This is a genomic window from Pseudoxanthomonas sp. LjRoot206 (assembly GCF_056175725.1).
In genome coordinates this window covers 326,349-347,448 of record NZ_JBGFFI010000004.1, presented here as the reverse complement: position 1 = coordinate 347,448, position 21,100 = coordinate 326,349, and the positions used below count along the sequence as shown (strand labels likewise).

Sequence of the window (21,100 nt, the reverse complement as noted above, 5' to 3'; positions counted from 1 at the left end):
CTAGCCCGCGAGGCATGCGCGTCCAATGGCGAATCGCCATGAGCGCATGCGGGGCCGCGGCTCGCCTTCGCGGTCGTCGCGTGGCAGGCTCGCACTCCTTCCAGGATGCTTGCACCGATGACCCACGACGCCGACCCCGCTCCTTCCCGCCCGCTGCAGGGCGATGCGGCGCTGCTGCGCGCGGTCGGCAGCCTGGCGCTGGCGGCGGCGGTCATCAACATCATCGTCGGCGGCGGCATCTTCAAGATGCCGGCCGCGCTGTCGGCACAGGTCGGTGCGGCCGCGCCGCTGGCCCTGCTCGCCGGTGCGGTGGTGATGGTGCCGGTGGCGCTGTGCTTCGCCGCCATCGGCAGTCGCGCGTCCGCGACCGGTGGCCCCTACACCTACGTCAGCGCGGTGTTCGGCACGCTGCCGGGCTTCCTGGCCGGCGCATTGATGTGGATCTGCAACGTGGCCTCCAGCGCGGGCGTGGCGGCGGCGTTGTCGTTGCAGGTCGCCAGCCTGTGGCCGGCCTTCGCTGCGCCGCTGCCGCGCGCGCTGCTGCTGGCCGGCGTGTACGCCGCCATCTACGCGCTCAACGCGTTCGGCGTGAAGCTGGGCGCGCGCGCGGTGATGGCGCTGGCCACGCTGAAGCTGGTGCCGCTGTTCCTGCTGGTGATCGTGGGGCTCGCCTTCGTCGATACCACCCAGGTCAGTTTCGCCTTCGCGGGGGTACCGTCGTGGACGGCGCTGGGCGCGGCGATGGTGATGGTGGTGTTTGCCTATTCCGGCGTGGAGACGGCGCTGATTCCCGGTGGCGAAGTGCGCGACCCCTCGCGCAGCGTGCCGCGCGCGGCGATGAGCGCCGTCCTGCTGGTGGTGCTGCTGTACCTGGGCCTGCAGATCGTCTGCCAGGGCGTGCTCGGTCCGGCACTGGCCAGCAGCAGCGTGCCGATCGCCGAAGCCGCAGGCCGTATCTGGGACCCCGCGCGCATCGCGCTGCTGGTCACCGCCTGCCTGTCGATGGCGGGCTTCCTGCTCGGCAACCTGCTGGGTTCGTCGCGGCTGCTGTTCGCGCTGGGCCGCGACGGGTACCTGCCGCAGGCGTTCGGGCGGGTCAGTGCGACCCACCGCGTGCCGCTGCTGTCGCTGGCCGCGCATGCCGGCATCGCCTGCGTGCTGGCGGTGCTGGGCAATTTCGAAGCGCTGGTGCTGATCTCCGGCGGCGCCGTCTGCCTGGTCTACGTGATGGTGGGTATTGCGGCCTGGCGCGCACAGCGCACCGACCTGCGCGAGCGCGGCGAGCCGTTCGTGCTGCGCGGCGGTCCGCTGGTGCCGGGTCTGGCGGTCGTCGGCATGCTCGCCATCCTCACCACGCTGAGCCCGCGCGAATGGACGGCGATCGGCGTGGCCGTCGTGGTGCTGGCGGTCGTGTACGCGGTGCTGGTCGGGCTGCGGCGGCGCGGCAGCGCCTGAGCAAGGCAGCGATGGGTGGCCTGATTGTAGGAGCGACGTGAGTCGCGACCGCACGTCTTGCACTCGCGGCATTCAGGTGGAGCGCGCCGGCATCGTTGATGCGGGTGATGTCTTGTTGGCTTGTCCGGCATTCATCCGGTCGCGACTCACGTCGCTCCTACAACAAGCGCCACTTACCGGAACACCACCGTGCGGTGCCCGTTCAACAGGATGCGGTGCTCCACGTGCCGGCGCACGGCGCGCGCCAGCACCAGCGATTCGATGTCGCTGCCCATGCGCACCAGGTCCTTCGGCGTCATCGCGTGGTCCACGCGGGCGACGTCCTGCTCGATGATCGGGCCTTCGTCGAGGTCGCGCGTCACGTAGTGCGCGGTGGCGCCAATGATCTTGACCCCGCGCTGGTGCGCCTGGTGGTACGGCTTGGCGCCCTTGAAGCTGGGCAGGAAGCTGTGGTGGATGTTGATGGCGCGGCCGGCCAGCGCATCGCACAGGTCAGGCGAGAGGATCTGCATGTAGCGCGCCAGCACGACGAGGTCGATGTTCTCGCGCTCGACCAGGTCGACGATGCGCTGCTCCTGCTCGCCGCGGTTGTCGCCCGACACCGGCAGATGGTGGAACGCCACGCCGTAGGACTGCGACAGCGCCGCGAAGTCGTCGTGGTTCGACGCCACGCAGGCGATCTCCACCGGCAGCTGCCGGCTGTGCACGCGGAACAGCAGGTCGTTGAGGCAGTGGCCCTGTTTGCTGACCAGCACCATCAGCCGCGCCTTGCGGCGCGCATCGTGCAGTTGCCACTCCATCGCGAACGCGTCGGCCAGCGGCGCGAACAGCGCCCGCAGTCCGTCGGCGGTGACCGTCGCGGGCAGGTCGAAGTGCACGCGCAGGAAGAAGCGGCCGGATTCGTCGTCGCCGAACTGCTGGGCATCGAGGATGTTGCAGCCGGCATCGAATAGCAGGCCGGTGACGCGGTAGACGATGCCGGTGCGGTCCGGGCAGGACAGCGTGAGGATGTGGTCGCGACGCATCGGAGAGGACGGGACTATTCGCAGCGGGCGGCGGTGATGCGGTTCTGCGTGTCGATGTAGACGCGCAGGCGGTCGCTGCGCGCGTCGTGCTTCACCGCAGTCGTCGGGCCGATCGGATTGACCAGTCCGGCGCCGCTTTCGCTCGACAGCCGCCGCAGGTTCGCTTCGTCCGCCGGTTGCCCCACGGCCCAGCCCAGCGAGGCGTCCTTGCAGGTCCCGCTGCCCGCGACCTGCGGGCCCGGCGTGCTGACGCAGGCGGAGAGCGCGATTGTGGTGGCGATGATACCGAGGCAACGAAGCGACGGACGGCAGTAGGGACGGGTCAAGGCCATGGCAGCGGATCCTGATGCGGGGCAGGATCGCTGTTTAACACATCTGCCGACGAGCGCGCTGCGCGCTTGCGGCGTTCACAGGTCGAACGCCAGCAGGTCGTGGCCGGTGGCGGCGCGCACCACGCGCCGGTACAGCACGTTGCCGCTGCCGGCGTTGGTCAGCGCCACCAGCGCGCGCTGGCCGCGCGCGTCGCCGAGGGCGAAGTTCTTGAAGATGCCGCCGTTGCTGCCCGAATGGTAGAACACCGGGCCGCGCGGCGTGGCTTCGAGGTTCCAGCCCAGGCCCTTGTCGGTCCAGCGACCGGGAACGTCGATCTGCTTCGTCAGCATCGCGGTGCGCGTCGCCCCGGTGATCTGCCACGGCGCGCGCGGCGTACGCACCATCAGCGCCATGAAGCGGGCGTAGTCGGCCGGCGTGGTGCGCAGGCTGGCGGCGGCATTGGCGAGGAGGTCGCCGGGCCAGTTCACTAGACCTTTCGGCGTGATGGCCTGCACCTCGGGCAGCGCACGCACGGCGTCCTCCCATCGCCACGCGGCGAGCGGCTTGCCCCAGCGGTCCGCCACGATCTGCGCCGCGTTCCAGGTGTCGCGGAGCATCTGTGGTGGGATGCCGGTCTCTTCATCCTCGACGGCGCGGTGGCCGTACACCGAGCGCGCGGCGAGATCCCTGCTCCACGTGTAGCTGCTGTCGCGCAGGCCGGCCGGGCCGAACAGCAGGCGCTGCATCGATGCGTCCAGGCTCTCGCCGGTGAGCGTCTCGACCACCAGCTGCAGCCAGAAGATCGCTTCGCCCGAGTAGTCGATGCGCGTGCCTGGCTTCACCGCCGGCACGAGCTCTTCGTTGGCCGGATCCTTGCGCCAGTTCGGCATGCCGGTGGAATGGCGCAGCACGTCGCGCGCGGTGACCAGGTCCACCCACGGGTGGTCGGCCAGGTAATCCATCCTGCGGTAGCGCACCAGCGGTGCATCGAGATCGATCACGCCCTGGTCGGCCAGTTGCAGCACCAGGTAAGCGAACACCGGCTTGCTGAGCGAGGCGTCTTCGAACAGCGTGTCGTCCGCCACCGGCTTCCGCGTTTCCGCATTCGTCACGCCGAGGTTGCGCGACCACACCACTTCGCCACGCTCGACCACGGCCATGCCGATGGCGGGCACGCGCAATGCCTGCATCAGGCGGGGCAGGTCGGCGAGGAAGGCGTCGGGCGGGATCCAGTTCGCCGCGTCGTCGCATGCGGCGGCGGAAGCGAGGCGTGGCCATGCGGCGGCGGCAAGGGGCGCGGCGGCGGCAGTCGCCATCCAACGACGTCGTGAGGGGGACTCGGGCGGTGTCACGAGGGTCATCATGGGCCTGCGTCGACGAAGCATTGATCCCTCAGGACGAACAAGTCAGGTCGATCCCGCCCAGCCCAGGGAAACACGAGGTATCCGAAGTATCCTCCCGCCTTCTAGGAATGACAGGTGTTTCATGCGACCCATCGGCTACATGTACAAGCGGGTCGAGGCTCCTGTGGGCTTCGAACTGCCAGGTGTGTCGGACATCTATTCGCTGGGCGCGTGCGTCAACGACAACTTCACCGACTACATCGATTTCTGGAAGCACAACGGCTACTTCCTGTTCGATGCTCCCGCGATCATGCGCGCACTGGCGGACGAGCAGGTGATCCCGCTGGAGGGCCTGCGGCTCTTCTACTACGAGGCGCACGACCTCGAGTTCGATGGCGAGACCGGAACATGGAAACCGTTCGGTCCCTTTCACGATGACGTCAACGTCGAGCTGCCGGCTAACGCGACCTTGGAAGGATTCGATGTCATCTCGTTCTGGGCGGGTGCTGGCCCGGAGTGCTCCCCACTTTCTTGCAATGGTCTCGCCGCCGACATCGCAACCAATCCGCACTGCCTGCTGCCGACGTTTGAAGCGGCGGTCAACGTATTGGAGGGTGGTGGGTTCAAGAACGCAGAGCCCGGCCCCTACCGGATCATTGCCGTCTATTCGATCGCCGAACGCTGAGACCGTCACCGACCTGTCGCTTGACGCCCCGCTGGCCCGGGCGTAACGTTCGCCCCGTCAAGGTTTCCATCGCTTCATCCCAATGAAGCGATGGAATTAAAAGGGAAGCCGGTGCGGCCTGTTCCATGGGCCTATTCCGGCGCTGCCCCGCAGCGGTATTTGGAAACGAACCTCGCCAACAGCACTGGTCCACGCGGACCGGGAAGCGGCGGGAAGTAGGCCCGCGCACCCGCGCCCGTCCATGAGCCCGAAGACCTGCCCTGGCCGGAGGACACGACCGTCCTCCGACTGACCTGGAGCTTCCGAGGGGAGGTGGCCGGAGCCCGTGTCCGCGCCCGCCCGCCCGGATGCGTCCTCCTGCGCCCGACTTCGGCACTCCGGCTCGCCCGCGGGGGCGAAGGTCGCTGGCGTGGCGGGCTCCGGTCCGGCGCGCGGTTCCTTCGTTCCTCATCCGCCACGCATGAGGACACGCACCATGACCACCGTTACCACCCTCGGCTTCCCGCGCATCGGCGCGAAGCGCGAACTGAAATCCGCCGTGGAAAGCTACTGGCGCGGCGACACCACCGCCGACGACCTGCAAGCCACCGCACGCGACCTGCGCCATCGCCACTGGCAGCTGCAGCGCGACGCCGGCGCCGACGTCGTGCCGTGCAACGACTTCTCGCTGTACGACCACGTGCTGGACACCGCCTTCCTGTTCGATGCCATCCCCGACGCCTATCGCGCGCTGGCGGATGCCGACCCGCTCGCCAGCTACTTCGCGCTGGCGCGCGGCGTGCAGCGCGACGGCACCGACCTGCGCGCGCTGGAAATGACCAAGTGGTTCGACACCAACTACCACTACCTGGTACCGGAACTGCACGCCGGCCAGGACTTCCGCCTGCGCGGCGACAAGCCGGTCGCGGAATTCCTGGAAGCGCGCGCCGCCGGCCACGCCGCACGGCCGGTCCTGCTGGGGCCGGCGAGCTTCCTGCTGCTGGCGAAGACGGTGGACGGCAGTGACCGACTCGCCCTGCTCGACCGCCTGCTGCCGGTGTACACGGAGCTGCTGGCGAAGCTGCATGACGCCGGTGCCGACTGGGTGCAGATCGACGAGCCCTGCCTGGTGCTCGACCTGGACGATGCTGCGCGCGATGCCTACCTGCGCGCGTACGCCACGCTCGCGAAAGGCACGCGGCCGTCGTTGTTGCTCGCCACCTACTTCGGCCGCCTCGGCGACAACCTGCCGCTGGCCTGCGCGCTGCCGGTCGACGGCCTGCACGTCGACCTGGTGCGCGGCAAGGAACAGCTGGACGAGGTGCTGAAGCAGCTGCCGAAGGGACGCGTGCTGTCGGCGGGGCTGGTGGATGGCCGCAACATCTGGCGGACCAATCTCGACAATGCGCTGATCCTGGCGAAGTACGCACAAGGACATGTGGGCGACAACGCCCTGTGGCTGGCGCCGTCGTGCTCGCTGCTGCACGTGCCGGTGGACCTCGCGGGCGAGAAGGCACTGCCGATCGACCTGAAGTCGTGGCTGGCCTTCGCGCGCCAGAAGATCGAAGAACTGCGCCTGCTGGCCGACGCGTTGCAGGATCCGCGCGCCGCCGATGCCGGACTCGCGCTGGCCCGCGACCGCATCGAATCGCGTCGACAGTCCGCGCGCGTGCATCGTCCCGAAGTCGCGGCGCGGCTGGCGTCGCCGGAGGCGGGCGACGTCGACCGCGATTCGCCGTATCCGCAGCGGCGCATCGCGCAGGCGGAACTGTTGGGGCTGCCCGCGTATCCGACCACCACCATCGGTTCGTTCCCGCAGACCCACGAGGTGCGCGATGCGCGCGCACGCAACAAGGGCGGCAAGTTGTCCGATGCCGACTACGAGGTGTTCCTGCGCGAGGAGACCGAGCGCTGCGTGCGCATCCAGGAAGCGATCGGCATCGACGTGCTGGTGCACGGCGAATTCGAGCGCAACGACATGGTGGAATACTTCGGCGAACAGCTGGACGGCTTCGCCTTCACGAAGAACGGCTGGGTACAGAGCTACGGCTCGCGTTGCGTGAAGCCGCCGGTGATCTACGGCGACGTGTCGCGTCCCGCGCCGATGACGGTGGGCTGGTCGCAGTACGCACAGTCGCTGACCGACCGGCCGATGAAGGGCATGCTGACCGGGCCGGTGACGGTGCTGCAATGGTCGTTCGTGCGCGACGACCAGACGCGTGCACAGACCTGCCGGCAGATCGCGCTGGCCCTGCGCGACGAAGTGCTGGACCTGGAAGCCGCGGGCATCCGCGTCATCCAGATCGACGAGCCGGCCCTGCGCGAAGGCCTGCCGCTGCGTCGCGTGGACTGGCAGGCCTACCTGGACTGGGCCGTGGAATGTTTCCGCATCACCGCTGCCGGCGTGGCCGACGACACCCAGGTGCATACGCACATGTGCTACTCCGAGTTCAACGACATCATCGACGCAGTCGCGGCGATGGACGCCGACGTGATCTCCATCGAGACCTCGCGTTCGCGCATGGAACTGCTGGATGCGTTCGTGAAGTTCCACTATCCCAACGAGATCGGGCCGGGTGTCTATGACATCCATTCGCCGCGCATCCCGACCAGCGGGGAGATGATCGACCTGCTGGAGAAGGCGCGCGCGGTGCTGGCGCCGGAGCAGATCTGGGTCAACCCGGACTGCGGACTGAAGACGCGTGGCTGGCCGGAAGTGCGCGAGGCATTGACGCGGATGGTGGCGGCCGCGCACGCGCTGCGGGCCGGACTGGTCCGCGCGGCGTAACGCAGGCGGAGCGAAGCGCGGTGCCTTGCGCGAACGCAAGGCACCGCGACGACGCGGCTGCTAGGCTGCACGTCGCTGCCCCGGATTCCTGCTGCTGCCATGTCGACGCCGTACGCTCCGTCCATCGCCCTGCTGGTCATCGACCTGCAGCCCGACTTCATGCCGGGCGGCGCGCTCGCCTGCCACGACGGCGACGCCATCGTGCCCGGTATCGCGGCGTTGCTGGCTTCGCGACGCTACACCACCGTCGTGGCGACGCAGGACTGGCACCCGCCGGGGCATGCCTCCTTCGCGTCGAGCCATGCAGGTCGCTCGCCCTTCGACACGATCGCGCTGCACGGCCAGCCGCAGGTGCTGTGGCCGGACCATTGCGTGCAGGGCACGCCGGGTTCGGCGCTGGCGGCGGACGTGGACTGGACGCCGGCCGACCTGATCCTGCGCAAGGGCACGCGCCCGCAGGTTGATTCGTACAGTGCCTTCCAGGAAAACCACGGGCCGGATGGCACGCGACCGACCACCGGCCTGGCCGGCTGGCTGCGTGAGCGCGGCATCGAAGAGGTCCACGTCTGCGGATTGGCGCGCGACTACTGCGTGCTGTGGTCGGCGCAGGATGCGGCCACGGCCGGATTCCGCGTGCGCTTCCTGTGGGACCTGACCCGTCCGGTCACGCCGTCAGGCGATGCGCCGACGCAGGCCGCGCTCGAAGCCGCTGGCATCGCCATCTAACGCACGTAGGGCGGGCCCAGGCCCGCCGTTGCCATCCCGACGCTCGCGATGGCAAGCATCGGGGCGCACTTCTCCGATCAACCTCACGATGATCCAAGCCGTACGACGGCGGGCTTGAGCCCGCCCTACGGTGTGGGTGTCAACGGCGGTGCCTGGGTCGGTCGGCCCAGCGGGTCGAGCGCGATCATCACGAAGTGGCCGCGCGTGCACAGCTTGCGTTCGCCGGTGAGCAGGTTCTCGGTGATGACTTCGACGTCGACATTCATCGAGCTACGCCCGACCTTGACCACGCGCGCCACCACTTCCACCAGGTCGCCCTTGTGGATGGGCTGGTTGAAGTCGACCTGTTCCGAGCGCGCGGTGACCACCGTGGTGCGCGCGTAGCGCGAGGCGGCGATGAAAGCCGACATGTCCATCCACGCCAGCGCCTGTCCGCCGAACAGCGTGCCCAGGTGATTGGTGTGGTCGGGGAAGACCATGTGCAGCAGCCGTGCTTCGGTGGGGCGCGCTTCGGCGTTGGGAAGTTCGGACATCGGGTTGCTCCGGTTCGCATCTTGCTGCCGGAAGCATAGCGCGGGCACGTCATGGGCTGGTGTAGGAGCGACGTCAGTCGCGACCGCATGAACGAATCGTCCACTGTTCGAGCAACAAGGTGTAATGACGTGTGCCTTCATCTCCCCACACCATGCGCCGACTTGGGGCATTCGTTGCCGTGGTCGCGACTGACGTCGCTCCTACAACAGCCGACTGCGTCAGGATGGCAGTACGTCAGGCGTCATGCGCGTTGCGAGGATGCCTCCGGCCCCGGTAGGCTGCAGGCATGAAGACCACCCTCTCTTTCGCGCTGGTCGCGACGCTCGCCTCTACCTGCCTGGTTCCCGCCTTCGCCAAGGAGCCCATCAAGCCGGAGGACATCTACGCGCTGTCGATGGTGACCAATCCGGTCGTCTCGCCCGACGGCAAGCGCGTGCTGTTCACCCGCGCCACGTTCGACCGCGCGCAGGACCGTCGCAACGGCGAGCTGTGGCTGGCGCACCTGGACGACCGCGGCGCGATCGTCGACCAGCGGCTGCTGGTGGCCCGCGACGTCGGTGCGCGCGACGCGGTGTTCTCGCCGGACGGTCGCCGCATCGCCTATGTCGCGACCTCCATCGACAAGCCGCAGATCTTCGTGATGGTGCTGTCCGAGGGCGTCGGCCAGCCGTTGACGACCGGCGAGTTGGCGCCGGGCGGTCTGCGCTGGTCGCCGGATGGCGCCCGCATCGCCTTCATCGGCAGGGAAGAGGCCAAGCCCGCGACGATTCCCGGCATGCCCGAGAAGCCGAAGGGCGCGGAGGCGGCGGCGGACGCGAAGATCGTCACCGACTTGTTCTGGCGCTTCGATGGCGCCGGCGAGAGCAAGCCCGGCGCCAACCATCTCTATGCGGTGGAGGTGGCGACGGCGGCCGTGACCCGCATGACCCAGGGCGACACGAACCAGATCGACAGGACCGGCATCGCGTGGATGCCGGACGGCAGGCAGGTGGTCGGCAGTCATACCGCCGATCCGATCCACGGGCCGCTGGAAAGCGATCTCTATCTCTACGACGTCGCCGGCAAGGCGCCGAAGAAACGGCTGACCTCGCGCGCCGGCAGCGAGTACGCGCCGGAAGTCTCGCCCGACGGTCGTCGTCTTGCGTTCCTCGGCAGCGAGGCGTCCACCGCGTTCTACGACATGCCACGCCTGTGGACGACCACGCCGGCGCCAGGCGCGCCGATCGGCGCACTGGCCGCCGACCTCGACCGCCCGGTGGCGGGCATCCTCTGGCGCGAAGACGGCGCGGCGCTCCACACGCTGTACTACGACCGCGGCGTGCAACGCATTGCGACCATCGACGGCGCCACCGGCACGCGCAAGGATGTCGTGGCGTCCGTCGGCGGTACGCGCCTCTACCTGCCCTCGTCGGGCGGGCAGTTCTCGGCGGCGCAGGGCACGTTCGCCTACACCTCCAGCTTCACCGACCGTCCCGCAGGCCTGAGCGTGAGCCGCGGCAACGGCGAGAGTGGCGCCATCGATTTCAACCGTGCCTGGGCCGACGGCAGGAAGCCCGCACGGATCGAGGAAGTGACCGTGGCCAGCCGCGCCGGCGGCCTGCCGGTGCAGGGTTGGGTCGCGTTCCCGCCCGACTTCAGCGCGGGCAAGCGTTACCCGCTGATCCTCGACATCCACGGCGGACCGAACACCGACTACGGGCCGTTCTTCTCGATCACCCACAGCCTGTACGCGGCGGCGGGCTACATCGTGGTGTTCGCCAATCCGCGTGGTTCGATCGGCTACGGCGACGCGTTCGCCAATGCGATCACCAACGCCTATCCGGGCCAGGACCACGACGACCTGATGTCGATCGTGGACGAAGTGGCCAAGCGGCCCTACGTCGACCGCAGGAACCTGTTCATCGGCGGCGGTTCCGGCGGCGGCGTGCTGACCCTGTGGGGCATCGGCAAGGAACCGGACAAGTTCCGCGCGGCGGTGGCATTGCGGCCGGTGGTGGACTGGACCGATCAGGTCACCACCGCCGACCTGCCGTCGTTCTTCATGAAGCACTGGATGGGCGCGGCGCCGTGGGACAAGCCGGAGCTCTACTTCGCGCGTTCGCCCTACAGCCTGGCGGGCCAGGTGAAAACGCCCACCATGCTGATCACCGGCGAGCAGGACTATCGCACGCCGATCAGCCAGACCGAACAGATGTTCGGCGCGCTGAAGCTGCGCGGCGTGGAGACCGAGATGGTGCGCCTGCCGGGTGCCGGCCACGGCATGGGCCGGCCCAGCCAGTGGCTGCAGTCGGTGCTCGCGCCCATCGACTTCTTCAACCGGCACAAGGCGAAGTAGCGGTCCATGCGGCTGTTGTAGGAGCGACGTCAGTCGCGACCGCGCGAACGAATGGTCCGGAGATCTGAGGGATCTCCGGATGATGAAACGCTTGTCGGATACGCACCCATGGCGATGTGGCGCCATGGGATGTCATTGCTGCGGTCGCGACTGACGTCGCTCCTACAAGAAGCGACAGAAGACGCCTCAGAACGCGTGGTCGAAGCCGACCTCGCCCTGCACGCCCAGCTGGTAGGCGGACACGCGGCGCTCGAAGAAGTTGGTCAGCTCCTGCACGTCCTGCAGCTCCATGAAGGGCAGCGGATTGCGCACGTCGTAGCGCTTGGGCATGCCGAGCTTGGCGAAGTGCTGGTCGGCGCAGTGCTGCAGGTACTGGCGCATGTCGCGCGTGGAGATACCGGCCACGCCGCCGGACAGCACGTCTTCGGCGAACTGCACTTCGCACTCGATCGCCTCTTCCAGCATGTCGTAGACCTGCTGCTGCATGCGGTCGTCGAACAGGTCAGGCTCTTCCTCGCGCACGGTGCGCACGCACTCGAACGCGAATTCCATGTGGCAACTCTCGTCGCGGAACACCCAGTTGGTGCCACTGGCCAGGCCCGGCAGCAGGCCGCGCGAGCGGAAGTAGTACACGTAGGCGAACGCGGCGAAGAAGAACAGGCCCTCGATGCACGCGGCGAAGCAGATCTGGTTGAGCAGGAACTGGCGGCGCTGCTCGCGCGTCTCGATGCGCTTCAGGTCCTGGATGCTGTCGATCCACTTGAAGCAGAAGTCGGCCTTCTTCTTGATCGCCGGGATGTTCTCCACCGCAGCGAACGCCTTGAAGCGCTCGGACGGGTCGGGCAGGTAGTTGTCCAGCAGGGTCAGGTAGAACTGCACGTGCAGCGCTTCTTCGTACAGCTGGCGCGACAGGTACATGCGCGCTTCCGGCGCGTTGAGGTGCTGGTACAGGTTCAGCACCAGGTTGTTCGACACGATGGAATCGCCGGTGGCGAAGAAGGCGACCAGCCGGTGGATCAGGTGGCGGTCGGCCGGCGTCATCTTGGAGTGCAGGTCGGTGATGTCGATCTGGAAGTTGATCTCCTCCACCGTCCACGTGTTCTTGATGGCGTCGCGGTACATGTCATAGAACTGCGGGTAGCGCATCGGGCGCAGCGTCAGTTCGAAACCGGGATCGAGCAGCATCTGCTTGGGTTGTGCGGACATGGTGCGGTGGTCCTGTTCTGCTCCTTCCCCCGCATGCGGGGGAAGGTTGGGATGGGGGCGAACGAAGCAGGTGTGCATCGGCTCGCGTGGAGGATGGGGAAGGGCGCGATCACGCCGGTCGGAGCGCGTCGGTTGGCCTCCTGCGGCTTCGGTCTGCCCCCACCCCAGCCCTCCCCCGCGCGCGGGGGAGGGGGTCGTACACGTGAAGTTGGCGCATCCATGCGCCGGGAACATCCGTGTTCCTGTTCCAGGGGTCGTCGGCCGGAGCCGACGCAGGGGTTAGGTTACTGGCACGCCTCGCACGCTTCCGGGTTCTCCAGCGAGCAGGCGATGGCCTCGGTTGGCGTGTACTCGCGCTTGGGCTCGGTGGCCGCGACGGTGCTGACCGTTGTCTTCGCGATCTTCGTCGCCGGGCGCGAGCGCAGGTAGTACGTGGTCTTGATGCCTTGCTTCCACGCGTACATGTACATGGACGACATCGCGCCGATGTTCGGGCTCTCCATGAACAGGTTGAGCGAGGCCGACTGGTCGATGAAGGCGCCGCGGCCGGCCGCCATGTCGATCAGCGAACGCATCGGCAGTTCCCACGCGGTGCGGTAGACCTGCTGCAGCGCTTCCGGCACCTGCGCCAGGCCCTGCACCGACCCTTCGGACAGCTTGATCGCGTCGCGCGTTTCCGGCGTCCACAGGCCCAGCTTCTTCAGCTCGTCCACCAGGTAGCGGTTGACCTGCAGGAAGTCGCCCGACAGCGTCTCGCGCTTGAACAGATTGGACACCTGCGGCTCCACGCACTCGTAGCAGCCGGCGATCGAGGCGATGGTCGCGGTCGGCGCGATCGCGATCAGCAGCGAGTTGCGCAGGCCGTGTTCCTTGATGCGCTCGCGCAGCGCGTCCCAGCGCTCCGTGTTCTCGGGCACGACGTTCCAGGCATCGAACTGCAGCTCGCCGTTGGCGGCGCGGGTGTCGGCGAACGATGGATGGCGGCCGCGTTCCTGCGCCAGTTCCACCGAGGTTTCCAGCGCGTGGAAATAGATGGTCTCGGCGATCTTCGCCGACAGCGTGCGTGCTTCGGCGCTGTCGAACGGCAGGCGCAGCTTGAAGAACACGTCCTGCAGGCCCATGCAGCCCAGGCCGACCGGGCGCCAGCGCAGGTTGCCGCGGCGCGCGGTTTCGATCGGATAGAAGTTCAGGTCGATCACGCGGTCCAGCTGGCGCACGGCCAGGCGCACGGTCTCGGCGAGCTTGTCGAAATCGAACCAGGTGCGGCCGTTGTCCGGATCGCGGTCGACGTGCTTGGCCAGGTTGATCGAGCCGAGGTTGCACACCGCGGTCTCTTCCGCCGAGGTGACCTCGAGGATCTCGGTGCACAGGTTGGACAGGTGGATCACGTTGCCGGCGCGCAGCGTCTGGTTGCTGGCCGCGTTGCACTTGTCCTTGAACGTCATCCAGCCGTTGCCGGTCTCGGCCAGCGTGCGCATCATCCGGCCGTACAGCTTGCGGGCGGAGATGGTCTTCATCGCCTTGCCCTGCGTTTCGGCCTGCGTATAGGCGAGTTCGAACGCCGCGCCATACAGGTCGGTCAGTTCCGGCACCACGCGTGGATCGAACAGCGACCATTCCTGGTCGGCCTCGACGCGCTTCATGAAGAGGTCCGGGACCCAATTCGCGAGGTTGAGGTTGTGCGTGCGGCGCGCCTCGTCGCCGGTGTTGTCGCGAAGTTCCAGGAAGTCCTCGATGTCGGCGTGCCAGGTTTCCAGGTACACGCAGGCAGCGCCCTTGCGCTTGCCGCCCTGGTTGACCGCGGCGACCGAAGAGTCCAGCGTCTTCAGCCACGGCACGATGCCGTTGCTGTGGCCGTTGGTGGACTTGATCAGCGAGCCGCGCGAACGCACGCGCGTGTAGCTCACGCCGATGCCGCCGCTGAACTTGCTCAGCTGGGCGATGTCGCCGTACTTGGCGTAGATGGATTCCAGCGTGTCCTGCGGCGAGTCCAGCAGGAAGCACGACGACAGCTGCTCGTGCGTGGTGCCGCTGTTGAACAGCGTCGGCGAGCTGGGCAGGTAGTCCAGGTTGCCCATGCGGCGGTACAGGGCCATCGCTTCCGGCACGTCCTCGCTGAGCGCGCAGGCGATGCGCAGGAAGAACTGCTGCGGGGTCTCGATGACCTTGCGCGTGTGCGGGTGGCGCAGCAGATAGCGGTCGTACAGCGTGCGCAGGCCGAAGTAGTCGAAGTGCAGGTCGAGCGAGGCGTCCAGCGCGTCGTTGAGCTTGCGTGCGTTGGTCTGCACGAAGTTCAGCAGGCGGTCGTTGATCAGGCCGACCTCGTGGCCGCGGGTCACCGACTGCGAGAACGCGTGGATCTCCTGGCCGGTGACCTCCTTGGCGATGTAGGCGGCCAGCAGGCGTGCGGCCAGGCGGCTGTACTCGGGCTCTTCGCCGGTCAGCAGCGCGGCGGTGCGGATCGACAGCTCGTCCAGTTCGCGCGTGCTGGCACCGTCGTACAGGCCGGAGATGGTGCGGGTGGCCACGCGCATCGGGTCGATGGCGTGCAGGCCTTCGCAGTTGCGCTGCACCGCGCGCACGATCTTGTTGAGGTCCACCGGCTCGCGGCCGCCATTGCGCTTGGTCACGCTCATCGCGGTGGCGGTGGGCGGGGGTGTCAGCGAGAACGCGTCCTTCTGGGACGGGGTGGTGCCGGCGTCGGCGACGGCGCTGTCGATCTGGGTCACGAAGTTTCTCCATGCGTGGTGCACGCGGCGGCCCGTCCCTCGCGGGGTCGCGTCAGGCCGGATGGAGAGTCACAGTGGGGAAGCGGCGTCGCAGGGACCGAGACCACGCAGACGGACTGCGGGCGCCCTGCTTCGCCAGCCATCTCCCCCCGGAGATTCCGCGGCCGGCACCGCGCGGTGTGCATCGCGCGGCTGTCGGCAGGTCTTCGGACTCATGGGCGCGGAAGGCAGGCCTTCCTCCTAGTCCGCCGCTTCCCGAGGCCAAGCCTCAGTGCTGGTGGCGGGGTCGTTCCCAATTACCGCTGCGGGGCAGTGCCGGAGTGGCGCGAGGCGTCACCGGCTTCCCTTTTCATCCGGAGGCTAGCCACCGCCGGAACCGACAGCCACAAGATAGTGGGGGGTCCGGGAGGCGTCAACACCAAATGTAGTGTGGAACAGCGGGCGTCGGCAGGGCGCGGGTTTCACGGTTTGCAGTGCGCCGTAGGGTGGGCCTCGGCCCACCATCGCACGCGTTCGGCGTCGTGGAGCTGCGACGATGACGTCATTCGGTTCTTGTCGCGAGGCCCGCCCTACGACCGCAGCGCCGCGATCGAGGCGTCCTGCGCCTGCGCGTACAGGGCGAACGGGTCGTGGATCTTCGCGCCCAGGGCGGCTTCGAACGCGTCCTGGTTGGCGTGCGCGTCGTACGCGCGCTGTTCGCCGCCGCCGAGGTTGGACTGGAAGATGCCCGCGGCGCTGACCGGCAGGAAGTCCTCGTAGACGATGGGATCGACGACGGCGTGGCCCGCCTCGACCAGCGCGTCCGGCGTCATGCCCGCGCGCTCGGTGGCCGGCAGGGCGGTGCCGCTGTCGGTCAGGCGGTAACGGAAATAGCCCAGGCCTTGCTGGCGCAGCGTTGTCTCGTCGTCCGGGAAGGCCGCGAACGCCTCCGCCAGTCGCTGCGGATAGTCCGCCGACGTATTGCCCGCACCGCCGGCCTGGCGCACCTGCGCCAGCAGGCGGTCGTAGAGTTCGCGGCCGGCCGGCGTCAGCGCCAGCCCGCGCTGTTCGATCTCGCCGAAGCGCGCGCTGTGGCTGCCGGGCACCAGCGTGCCGGTGGCGTCGGGGAAGGCGACTTCCTCTTCCAGCGCCTTGAAGCTGGTCTGCCGCAGCAGGATCGGCACCGCGCGGCGCGGCGGGCCTTCGATCTGCGCCTTGGCCTGGATGCCGCGCGCCAGCATCGCGGCCTGCGCGGCGTCGATGTCCAGCGTGCGCGGGGTGAGGTGGTTGATGTGCGGGCCGCGGAAGCTGACCACGTCGGCGACCAGCCGGTGCAGGCCGAGCAGCGCGCGGTACGTGTCCAGCGCCACCGTGGCATCGCCGTGCCAGCGGAAGGTTTCCAGCACCTCGGCGACGAAGCGCTGCGCATCCGCGTCGTCCAGTCCGCCATCGCGTTCTGCCTGCGCGACCAGCGCACGCGCGCCAGCGGTGAAGATGTCGCGCCTGGCGAGGATCTTCTCCGCTTCCGCGCGCAGTGCTTCGTCCGCGATCAGCTCCAGCCGCAGCAGCGAGGTGAAGATGCGGAACGGATTGGCCGCCAGCGCGGCTTCCGTCAGCGGGCGGAACGCGGTGGCGTGCACCGGTACGCCGGCCACGGTCAGGTCGTAGTAGCCGACCGGATGCATGCCCATCAGCGCGAACACGCGGCCCAGCATCGCCAGCTCGGCCGGCGTGCCGACGCGGATCGCGCCATGGCGCTCCAGGTCCAGGCGCTCGGTTTCCGCATTGCGCTGCAGGCGCGCCCCCAGCGCGGTATCCCGCTGCAGCGTCGCGTCGTTGATCTCGCCGACCAGCTCGATCAGGTCGCCGTACAGCGGTACCTCGGCGCGATACATGTCGGACATGGCCTGGGCGAACAGGCTGCGGATGCGGTCGGGCGTAACGAAGGCGGTCATGGGGCTCGGCGTGCGGGCGGCGTGGGGCCGCCGGGGGCGCATATTGTCGCCGCCCCCGCGCACGCGGGCCAGTTCAGCGGTCGGCGTCGGCGCCCGGCACGTAGCCCGGCGGACCGAACAGCGTCCGCGCCACCTCGCCCGGTCCACGGGCGCGGCGCAGGTCACGGGCCAGCTTGGCCCAGGCGTGGAAGGCGATCTTCACCGGGTTGTAGCTGCGCACCGGCTCCACCAGACCGTAGCGGATCGGCACGTCGGGCTGCGCTTCACGGCAGGTGCCGAACAGGCGGTCGAACACGATCAGCACGCCGCCGTAGTTGCAGTCCAGGTAGTCGGGATTGCTGGCGTGGTGCACGCGGTGGTGCGAGGGCGTGTTGAAGACGAACTCGATGGCACGCGGCAGCCGCGGCACCAGTTCGGTATGCAACCAGAACTGGTAGAACAGGTTCGCCGCCAGCGCACCGACCACGTATGGCACCGGAAATCCCAGCCACACCAGCGGGCCGAAGAATACCGCCGCGCCGGTCAGCTTGCCGGTCCAGCCCAGCCGGTAGGCCGTGGACAGGTTGTACTGCTCGGCCGAGTGGTGCACCGAATGGTTCAACCAGAACCAGCGCACGCGGTGGTCGGCGCGGTGCATCGCGTAGTAGCAGAGTTCCTGGCCGAGGAAGAGCGCGAACCAGTGCCAGGCCTGGTCCATCGCGATCGTGGTCAGGCGGAACTCCCAGATCGCGAACAGCAGCACGCCGACCACGCCGCCCTGGAGCAGCAGTCCGAGCAGCGCGCGCCCGACGGCATCGCCGAGCGAGGCCCAGTAGCCCTTCCAGTCGTAGCGGCGTCCTCGCCGCACCAGCCAGGCGGCCTCCACCGCCGCGATCAATGCCAGTACCAGCAGCGGCAGGCCGGCGAAGGCGCGCAGGCCGTCCATGGCGCTGCCTTACTGCCCGCGCCGACCGGCCATCTTCTGGCCGGCGTCACGCAGTTCCTCGGGCGAGAGCTTGCCGTCGCCATTGGCGTCCAGCGTGTCGAAGCGCTTGGCCACGCGCGGCAGTTTCGCCTCGGCCTCGGCCTTGTCGATCAGGCCATCGCCGTTGGCGTCGGCGTCCTTCAGGCGTTCGAGCAGCGTCGCCTTCTGTTCGTCGGTGAGCGTGCGCTGCTGCGCGGTGGCGGGCGCCGCCAGCGCGAACACGGACAGCGCGGTGGCGAAGGGAAGCAGGATGGAACGGGACATCGGTATCTCCATGGGGGAAGAGGGGCAGGCGCGGCGGTGCGGGACTGCATCCGTGCGGCGTAGGGGGTTCGCCAGTCCGCCGCGCCTGCTTGAAACGCATGCAGAAGCGGCTCAGTGGCCGCGCGGGCAGGTGATGGTTTCGCCGCTGGCGTTCGTGCAGGTGCCGGTATGCGTCACCGTGCCGCCGGACACCGTCGTGCTGCCGGTGTAGCCGTTGCCGTTGGCGCCCGTGGCGGTGGTGTCGCGCGCGCCGCTGACGTTGCCATCGGCATCGCGGCCGATGCCGCCGCTGGTGCTGGCGGTGCCGCCGTTGGGGCCGTTGGCGTAGGCACTGCCCTGGCGGCCGGCGCTGCCGTCGGCGTTGCGGTAGGCGCTGCGCTCGTAACCGGCGTTGCCGCCGTTGGTGCCGGCGATGCTGCCGCTGCGCGAACCGGTGGCATTGCCCTGGCCATCGGCCTGCCACGCACGCTGGCGCTGGCTGTCGAAGCGCGCGTTGTTGCGGTCGACGGCGACGCTGCCGCCCTGCGCGGTGCGCTGCACGGCGCGGCTGCGCTCGCGGGCTTCGGCATGGTCGGCGAACGTGGTGGTGGCGCACAGGGCGAATACGGTGGCGATCAGGAACGGGGTCTTGCTCACGGCGGAATCCTCGTCGGGGATGGGGTGGCCGCACGGGGGAAGCGGCGGCAGGACCACGGTAGGCGGCGCCACGGCCGCAGGTGTGTCGGACTTGCCAGCGGATGTGTCTGCCACGGACGTCTGAAACATCTGCTTACACACCGGCCCGCGACGGGGTTTGCGGGCCGTCGCGACGGCGGGCGATAGTGGCTGCATGGACGAGACTTCCCCCCGCCTGCTGCTGGTCGACGACGACGTGCGCCTGCGCGAGCTGCTGCAGCGCTACCTGCAGTCGCAGGGCTTCGAGGTGCGTGGCGTGGGCGATGCGGCGCAGTTGCGGCAGGCGCTGGATCGCGGCCACTTCGACCTGATCGTGCTCGACCTGATGCTGCCGGGCGAGAACGGGCTGGAGATCTGCCGCCGCCTGCGCGGACAGGGCGATGCCACGCCCATCGTGATGCTCACCGCGAAGGGCGACGAGATCGACCGCATCGTCGGGCTGGAGATCGGTGCCGACGACTACGTGCCCAAGCCGGTCAATCCACGCGAACTGCTGGCGCGCATCCGCTCGGTGCTGCGTCGCACGCGTCCGGTGGCCGGTGCGCCGCAGGCCGAGGGCGGCGAGGTGGTGTTCGGCCCGTTCCGCCTCGACCTCGGCCGGCGCGAGCTGACCCGCGACGGCGCGTTGCTGCGGCTGACCAGCGGCGAGTTCGCCGTGCTGTCGGTGCTGCTGCGGCATCCGCGTCAGTCGCTCAGCCGCGACCGTCTGATGAGCCTGGCGCGCGGCCGCGAGCACGAGGCCTTCGAGCGCAGCATGGACGTGACCATCGCGCGCCTGCGCCGCCTGCTGGAAGATGATCCGCGCCAGCCGCGCCTGATCCAGACGGTGTGGGGCGTGGGCTATGTGTTCGTGCCGCCGGAGACCGTGGCATGAAGGCGCCCGTGCCACGCAGCGTGTTCGGCCAGCTGGTGCTGGTGATCGCGCTGGTGCTGGTCGGTGCCGGCGTGCTGGCGCTCCTGCTCGGCCGCGAACTCGCCACGCGCCCGGCGGCGGACCAGTTGTTGCGCGCGATGCAGGGCTTCGCCGAGGTGGTGGAAGCGCTCGACCGCCACCAGCCGCATGCGCGCACCGTGCAGCAGCTGCGCGATGCTGGGCTGGAGGTGCGCACGACGCCGCCCGCGGATGCGCGGCCCCGCTTCGCGCCGTTGTTGCGCGAACTCCGCGAACAGGCCGGCGACACGCTCGGCACCGGGCGCGCGCTGCGGATCGACGCGGACCGCCGTTCGCGGGTGATCTGGCTGAAACCGGCGACGCGCGAACCGATGTGGGTGGCGTTCTCCTACGACCGGCCGATGACCGGCGCGCGGCGCTTCCCCATGCTGATGCTGGTCGGCTGCGTGGTCCTGGTGTGGCTGGCGGCCGCGTACTACGCACGCCGATTGGTGCAGCCGTTGCGCGAACTCGCCGCCGCCGCCCCGGCCATCGTGCGCGGCGACGCGCCACCGCCGGCGCATGCACGCGGACCGCGCGAAGTCGCGGAACTGGCCCAGGCGCTGGGCGACGCCAGCCGCGACGTGCGCGCCGCCGCCGAAGAGCGCGCGCTGCTGCTGGCCGGCATCTCGCACGACCTGCGCACGCCGCTGACGCGCCTGCAGTTCGCATTGGAGATGGTGCCCGGCACCGATCCGGACCTGACCGCCAGCATGCACCGCGACATCGCCGAGATGGATGCCATCCTCGGCCAGTTCATCGCCTTCGCCCGCGATGGCCGCGACGAAGGCAGCGAGTCCGTCGACCTCGCGGCGATCTGCCGCCACGCGGTCGCGGCGATGTCGAAGGCGTGGCACGTCGAACTGCCCGAGCATGCGCTGCTGCCCGGCAAGCCGATGGCGCTGCTGCGCGCGGTGGAGAACCTGCTGGTCAACGCCGAGCGGCACGGTGCGTTGCCGTTGTCGTTGCGGGTGTGGGCGGAAGGTCCGGCGTGGGTGGTCGAGGTGGCCGACGGCGGCCCGGGCCTGTCCGCCGAAGCCGCCGAGCGCGCGCGCCAGCCCTTCGTCCACGACCAGGCGCAGGGCGGCAGCGGCCTGGGCCTGCCCATCGTCGACCGCGTCGCCCGCCAGCACGGCGGCGAACTGCGGCTGTCGCCGAATTCCCCCCACGGCCTGCGTGCGCAGTTGTGGTTGCGCGCGGGCTGACGTTCCCATC

At 69.0% G+C, this 21,100-nt stretch carries 17 protein-coding genes and 2 riboswitches; of the genes, 7 read left to right on the top strand and 10 right to left on the bottom strand.

Going from position 1 to position 21,100, the window contains the following annotated elements:
* The first annotated feature begins 117 nt into the window (after positions 1 to 117).
* Positions 118 to 1,455, top strand: coding sequence for an APC family permease (locus tag AC04MD_RS14655; RefSeq protein WP_475498008.1), 1,338 nt, complete (start codon positions 118 to 120; stop codon positions 1,453 to 1,455).
* A 173-nt stretch (positions 1,456 to 1,628) separates the two neighbouring features.
* Here AC04MD_RS14655 and purU read toward each other — a convergent pair whose 3' ends face one another.
* The 3 genes from purU to AC04MD_RS14640 all read right to left on the bottom strand — a co-directional run bounded on the left by purU (position 1,629) and on the right by AC04MD_RS14640 (position 4,108).
* Entirely contained in the window at positions 1,629 to 2,480 is an 852-nt protein-coding gene (gene purU / locus AC04MD_RS14650) for a formyltetrahydrofolate deformylase (protein ID WP_475498007.1), read from the bottom strand.
* A gap of 14 nt (positions 2,481 to 2,494) precedes the next feature.
* Entirely contained in the window at positions 2,495 to 2,812 is a 318-nt protein-coding gene (locus tag AC04MD_RS14645; RefSeq protein ID WP_475498006.1) for a hypothetical protein, read from the bottom strand.
* A gap of 75 nt (positions 2,813 to 2,887) precedes the next feature.
* A complete protein-coding gene (locus AC04MD_RS14640) occupies positions 2,888 to 4,108 on the bottom strand; it encodes a serine hydrolase domain-containing protein (protein ID WP_475498005.1) in 1,221 nt (406 codons plus the stop codon).
* Between the two features lie 169 nt (positions 4,109 to 4,277).
* On the opposite strand from AC04MD_RS14640, the gene AC04MD_RS14635 reads away from it, so the two are divergent.
* The 3 genes from AC04MD_RS14635 (at position 4,278) to AC04MD_RS14625 (ending at position 8,313) form a co-directional block, all read left to right on the top strand.
* Complete coding sequence (locus tag AC04MD_RS14635; RefSeq protein ID WP_475498004.1) at positions 4,278 to 4,820, top strand: hypothetical protein; 543 nt, start codon at positions 4,278 to 4,280, stop codon at positions 4,818 to 4,820.
* 43 nt (positions 4,821 to 4,863) lie between these two features.
* Positions 4,864 to 5,097: riboswitch (cobalamin riboswitch) on the top strand.
* A gap of 198 nt (positions 5,098 to 5,295) precedes the next feature.
* On the top strand, positions 5,296 to 7,587 hold the full coding sequence (gene metE / locus AC04MD_RS14630; RefSeq protein WP_475498003.1) for a 5-methyltetrahydropteroyltriglutamate--homocysteine S-methyltransferase: 2,292 nt from the start codon (positions 5,296 to 5,298) through the stop codon (positions 7,585 to 7,587).
* Positions 7,588 to 7,686: 99 nt separating this feature from the next.
* Complete coding sequence (locus AC04MD_RS14625) at positions 7,687 to 8,313, top strand: nicotinamidase (RefSeq protein WP_475498002.1); 627 nt, start codon at positions 7,687 to 7,689, stop codon at positions 8,311 to 8,313.
* A gap of 125 nt (positions 8,314 to 8,438) precedes the next feature.
* Here the strand turns inward: AC04MD_RS14625 and AC04MD_RS14620 are convergent, their stop codons facing one another.
* On the bottom strand, positions 8,439 to 8,846 hold the full coding sequence (locus tag AC04MD_RS14620; protein WP_475498001.1) for an acyl-CoA thioesterase: 408 nt from the start codon (positions 8,844 to 8,846) through the stop codon (positions 8,439 to 8,441).
* 287 nt (positions 8,847 to 9,133) lie between these two features.
* Here AC04MD_RS14620 and AC04MD_RS14615 point away from each other — a divergent pair, with 287 nt between their 5' ends.
* Positions 9,134 to 11,182, top strand: a complete 2,049-nt coding sequence (locus tag AC04MD_RS14615) for a S9 family peptidase (RefSeq protein WP_475498000.1) — start codon at positions 9,134 to 9,136, stop codon at positions 11,180 to 11,182.
* A gap of 186 nt (positions 11,183 to 11,368) precedes the next feature.
* Here the strand turns inward: AC04MD_RS14615 and AC04MD_RS14610 are convergent, their stop codons facing one another.
* From AC04MD_RS14610 to AC04MD_RS14585, 6 genes are all read right to left on the bottom strand, one after another.
* Positions 11,369 to 12,388, bottom strand: a complete 1,020-nt coding sequence (locus AC04MD_RS14610) for a ribonucleotide-diphosphate reductase subunit beta (RefSeq protein WP_162336075.1) — start codon at positions 12,386 to 12,388, stop codon at positions 11,369 to 11,371.
* Between the two features lie 284 nt (positions 12,389 to 12,672).
* Positions 12,673 to 15,024 carry a ribonucleoside-diphosphate reductase subunit alpha gene (locus AC04MD_RS14605; RefSeq protein ID WP_475498174.1) on the bottom strand — a complete coding sequence of 784 codons (2,352 nt, stop codon included), beginning with the start codon at positions 15,022 to 15,024 and terminating at the stop codon, positions 12,673 to 12,675.
* 273 nt (positions 15,025 to 15,297) lie between these two features.
* Positions 15,298 to 15,513: riboswitch (cobalamin riboswitch) on the bottom strand.
* A gap of 173 nt (positions 15,514 to 15,686) precedes the next feature.
* Positions 15,687 to 17,051, bottom strand: coding sequence for a 2-oxoadipate dioxygenase/decarboxylase HglS (hglS, locus tag AC04MD_RS14600; RefSeq protein ID WP_475497999.1), 1,365 nt, complete (start codon positions 17,049 to 17,051; stop codon positions 15,687 to 15,689).
* 73 nt (positions 17,052 to 17,124) lie between these two features.
* On the bottom strand, positions 17,125 to 17,976 hold the full coding sequence (locus AC04MD_RS14595; protein ID WP_475497998.1) for a sterol desaturase family protein: 852 nt from the start codon (positions 17,974 to 17,976) through the stop codon (positions 17,125 to 17,127).
* 9 nt (positions 17,977 to 17,985) lie between these two features.
* A complete protein-coding gene (locus AC04MD_RS14590; RefSeq protein ID WP_475497996.1) occupies positions 17,986 to 18,279 on the bottom strand; it encodes an EF-hand domain-containing protein in 294 nt (97 codons plus the stop codon).
* 111 nt (positions 18,280 to 18,390) lie between these two features.
* Positions 18,391 to 18,915, bottom strand: coding sequence for a hypothetical protein (locus AC04MD_RS14585; protein ID WP_475497995.1), 525 nt, complete (start codon positions 18,913 to 18,915; stop codon positions 18,391 to 18,393).
* A gap of 193 nt (positions 18,916 to 19,108) precedes the next feature.
* On the opposite strand from AC04MD_RS14585, the gene ompR reads away from it, so the two are divergent.
* Together ompR and AC04MD_RS14575 are read left to right on the top strand one after the other, a co-directional pair.
* Positions 19,109 to 19,828 (top strand): osmolarity response regulator transcription factor OmpR, encoded by a 720-nt coding sequence (ompR, locus tag AC04MD_RS14580; protein WP_475497994.1) that lies wholly within the window; start codon positions 19,109 to 19,111, stop codon positions 19,826 to 19,828.
* Positions 19,825 to 21,090 (top strand): ATP-binding protein, encoded by a 1,266-nt coding sequence (locus tag AC04MD_RS14575; protein WP_475497993.1) that lies wholly within the window; start codon positions 19,825 to 19,827, stop codon positions 21,088 to 21,090. Before ompR ends, AC04MD_RS14575 begins: the two co-directional genes overlap by 4 nt.
* Positions 21,091 to 21,100: the final 10 nt, after the last annotated feature.

What these genes read in the sequence shown, in the direction of transcription:
- AC04MD_RS14655 (WP_475498008.1), top strand. Translation starts at nt 118, where the DNA reads ATGACCCACGACGCCGACCCCGCTCCTTCCCGCCCGCTGCAGGGCGAT.
- purU (WP_475498007.1), bottom strand. Translation starts at nt 2,480, where the DNA reads ATGCGTCGCGACCACATCCTCACGCTGTCCTGCCCGGACCGCACCGGC.
- AC04MD_RS14645 (WP_475498006.1), bottom strand. Translation starts at nt 2,812, where the DNA reads ATGGCCTTGACCCGTCCCTACTGCCGTCCGTCGCTTCGTTGCCTCGGT.
- AC04MD_RS14640 (WP_475498005.1), bottom strand. Translation starts at nt 4,108, where the DNA reads ATGGCGACTGCCGCCGCCGCGCCCCTTGCCGCCGCCGCATGGCCACGC.
- AC04MD_RS14635 (WP_475498004.1), top strand. Translation starts at nt 4,278, where the DNA reads ATGCGACCCATCGGCTACATGTACAAGCGGGTCGAGGCTCCTGTGGGC.
- metE (WP_475498003.1), top strand. Translation starts at nt 5,296, where the DNA reads ATGACCACCGTTACCACCCTCGGCTTCCCGCGCATCGGCGCGAAGCGC.
- AC04MD_RS14625 (WP_475498002.1), top strand. Translation starts at nt 7,687, where the DNA reads ATGTCGACGCCGTACGCTCCGTCCATCGCCCTGCTGGTCATCGACCTG.
- AC04MD_RS14620 (WP_475498001.1), bottom strand. Translation starts at nt 8,846, where the DNA reads ATGTCCGAACTTCCCAACGCCGAAGCGCGCCCCACCGAAGCACGGCTG.
- AC04MD_RS14615 (WP_475498000.1), top strand. Translation starts at nt 9,134, where the DNA reads ATGAAGACCACCCTCTCTTTCGCGCTGGTCGCGACGCTCGCCTCTACC.
- AC04MD_RS14610 (WP_162336075.1), bottom strand. Translation starts at nt 12,388, where the DNA reads ATGTCCGCACAACCCAAGCAGATGCTGCTCGATCCCGGTTTCGAACTG.
- AC04MD_RS14605 (WP_475498174.1), bottom strand. Translation starts at nt 15,024, where the DNA reads ATGAGCGTGACCAAGCGCAATGGCGGCCGCGAGCCGGTGGACCTCAAC.
- hglS (WP_475497999.1), bottom strand. Translation starts at nt 17,051, where the DNA reads ATGACCGCCTTCGTTACGCCCGACCGCATCCGCAGCCTGTTCGCCCAG.
- AC04MD_RS14595 (WP_475497998.1), bottom strand. Translation starts at nt 17,976, where the DNA reads ATGGACGGCCTGCGCGCCTTCGCCGGCCTGCCGCTGCTGGTACTGGCA.
- AC04MD_RS14590 (WP_475497996.1), bottom strand. Translation starts at nt 18,279, where the DNA reads ATGTCCCGTTCCATCCTGCTTCCCTTCGCCACCGCGCTGTCCGTGTTC.
- ompR (WP_475497994.1), top strand. Translation starts at nt 19,109, where the DNA reads ATGGACGAGACTTCCCCCCGCCTGCTGCTGGTCGACGACGACGTGCGC.
- AC04MD_RS14575 (WP_475497993.1), top strand. Translation starts at nt 19,825, where the DNA reads ATGAAGGCGCCCGTGCCACGCAGCGTGTTCGGCCAGCTGGTGCTGGTG.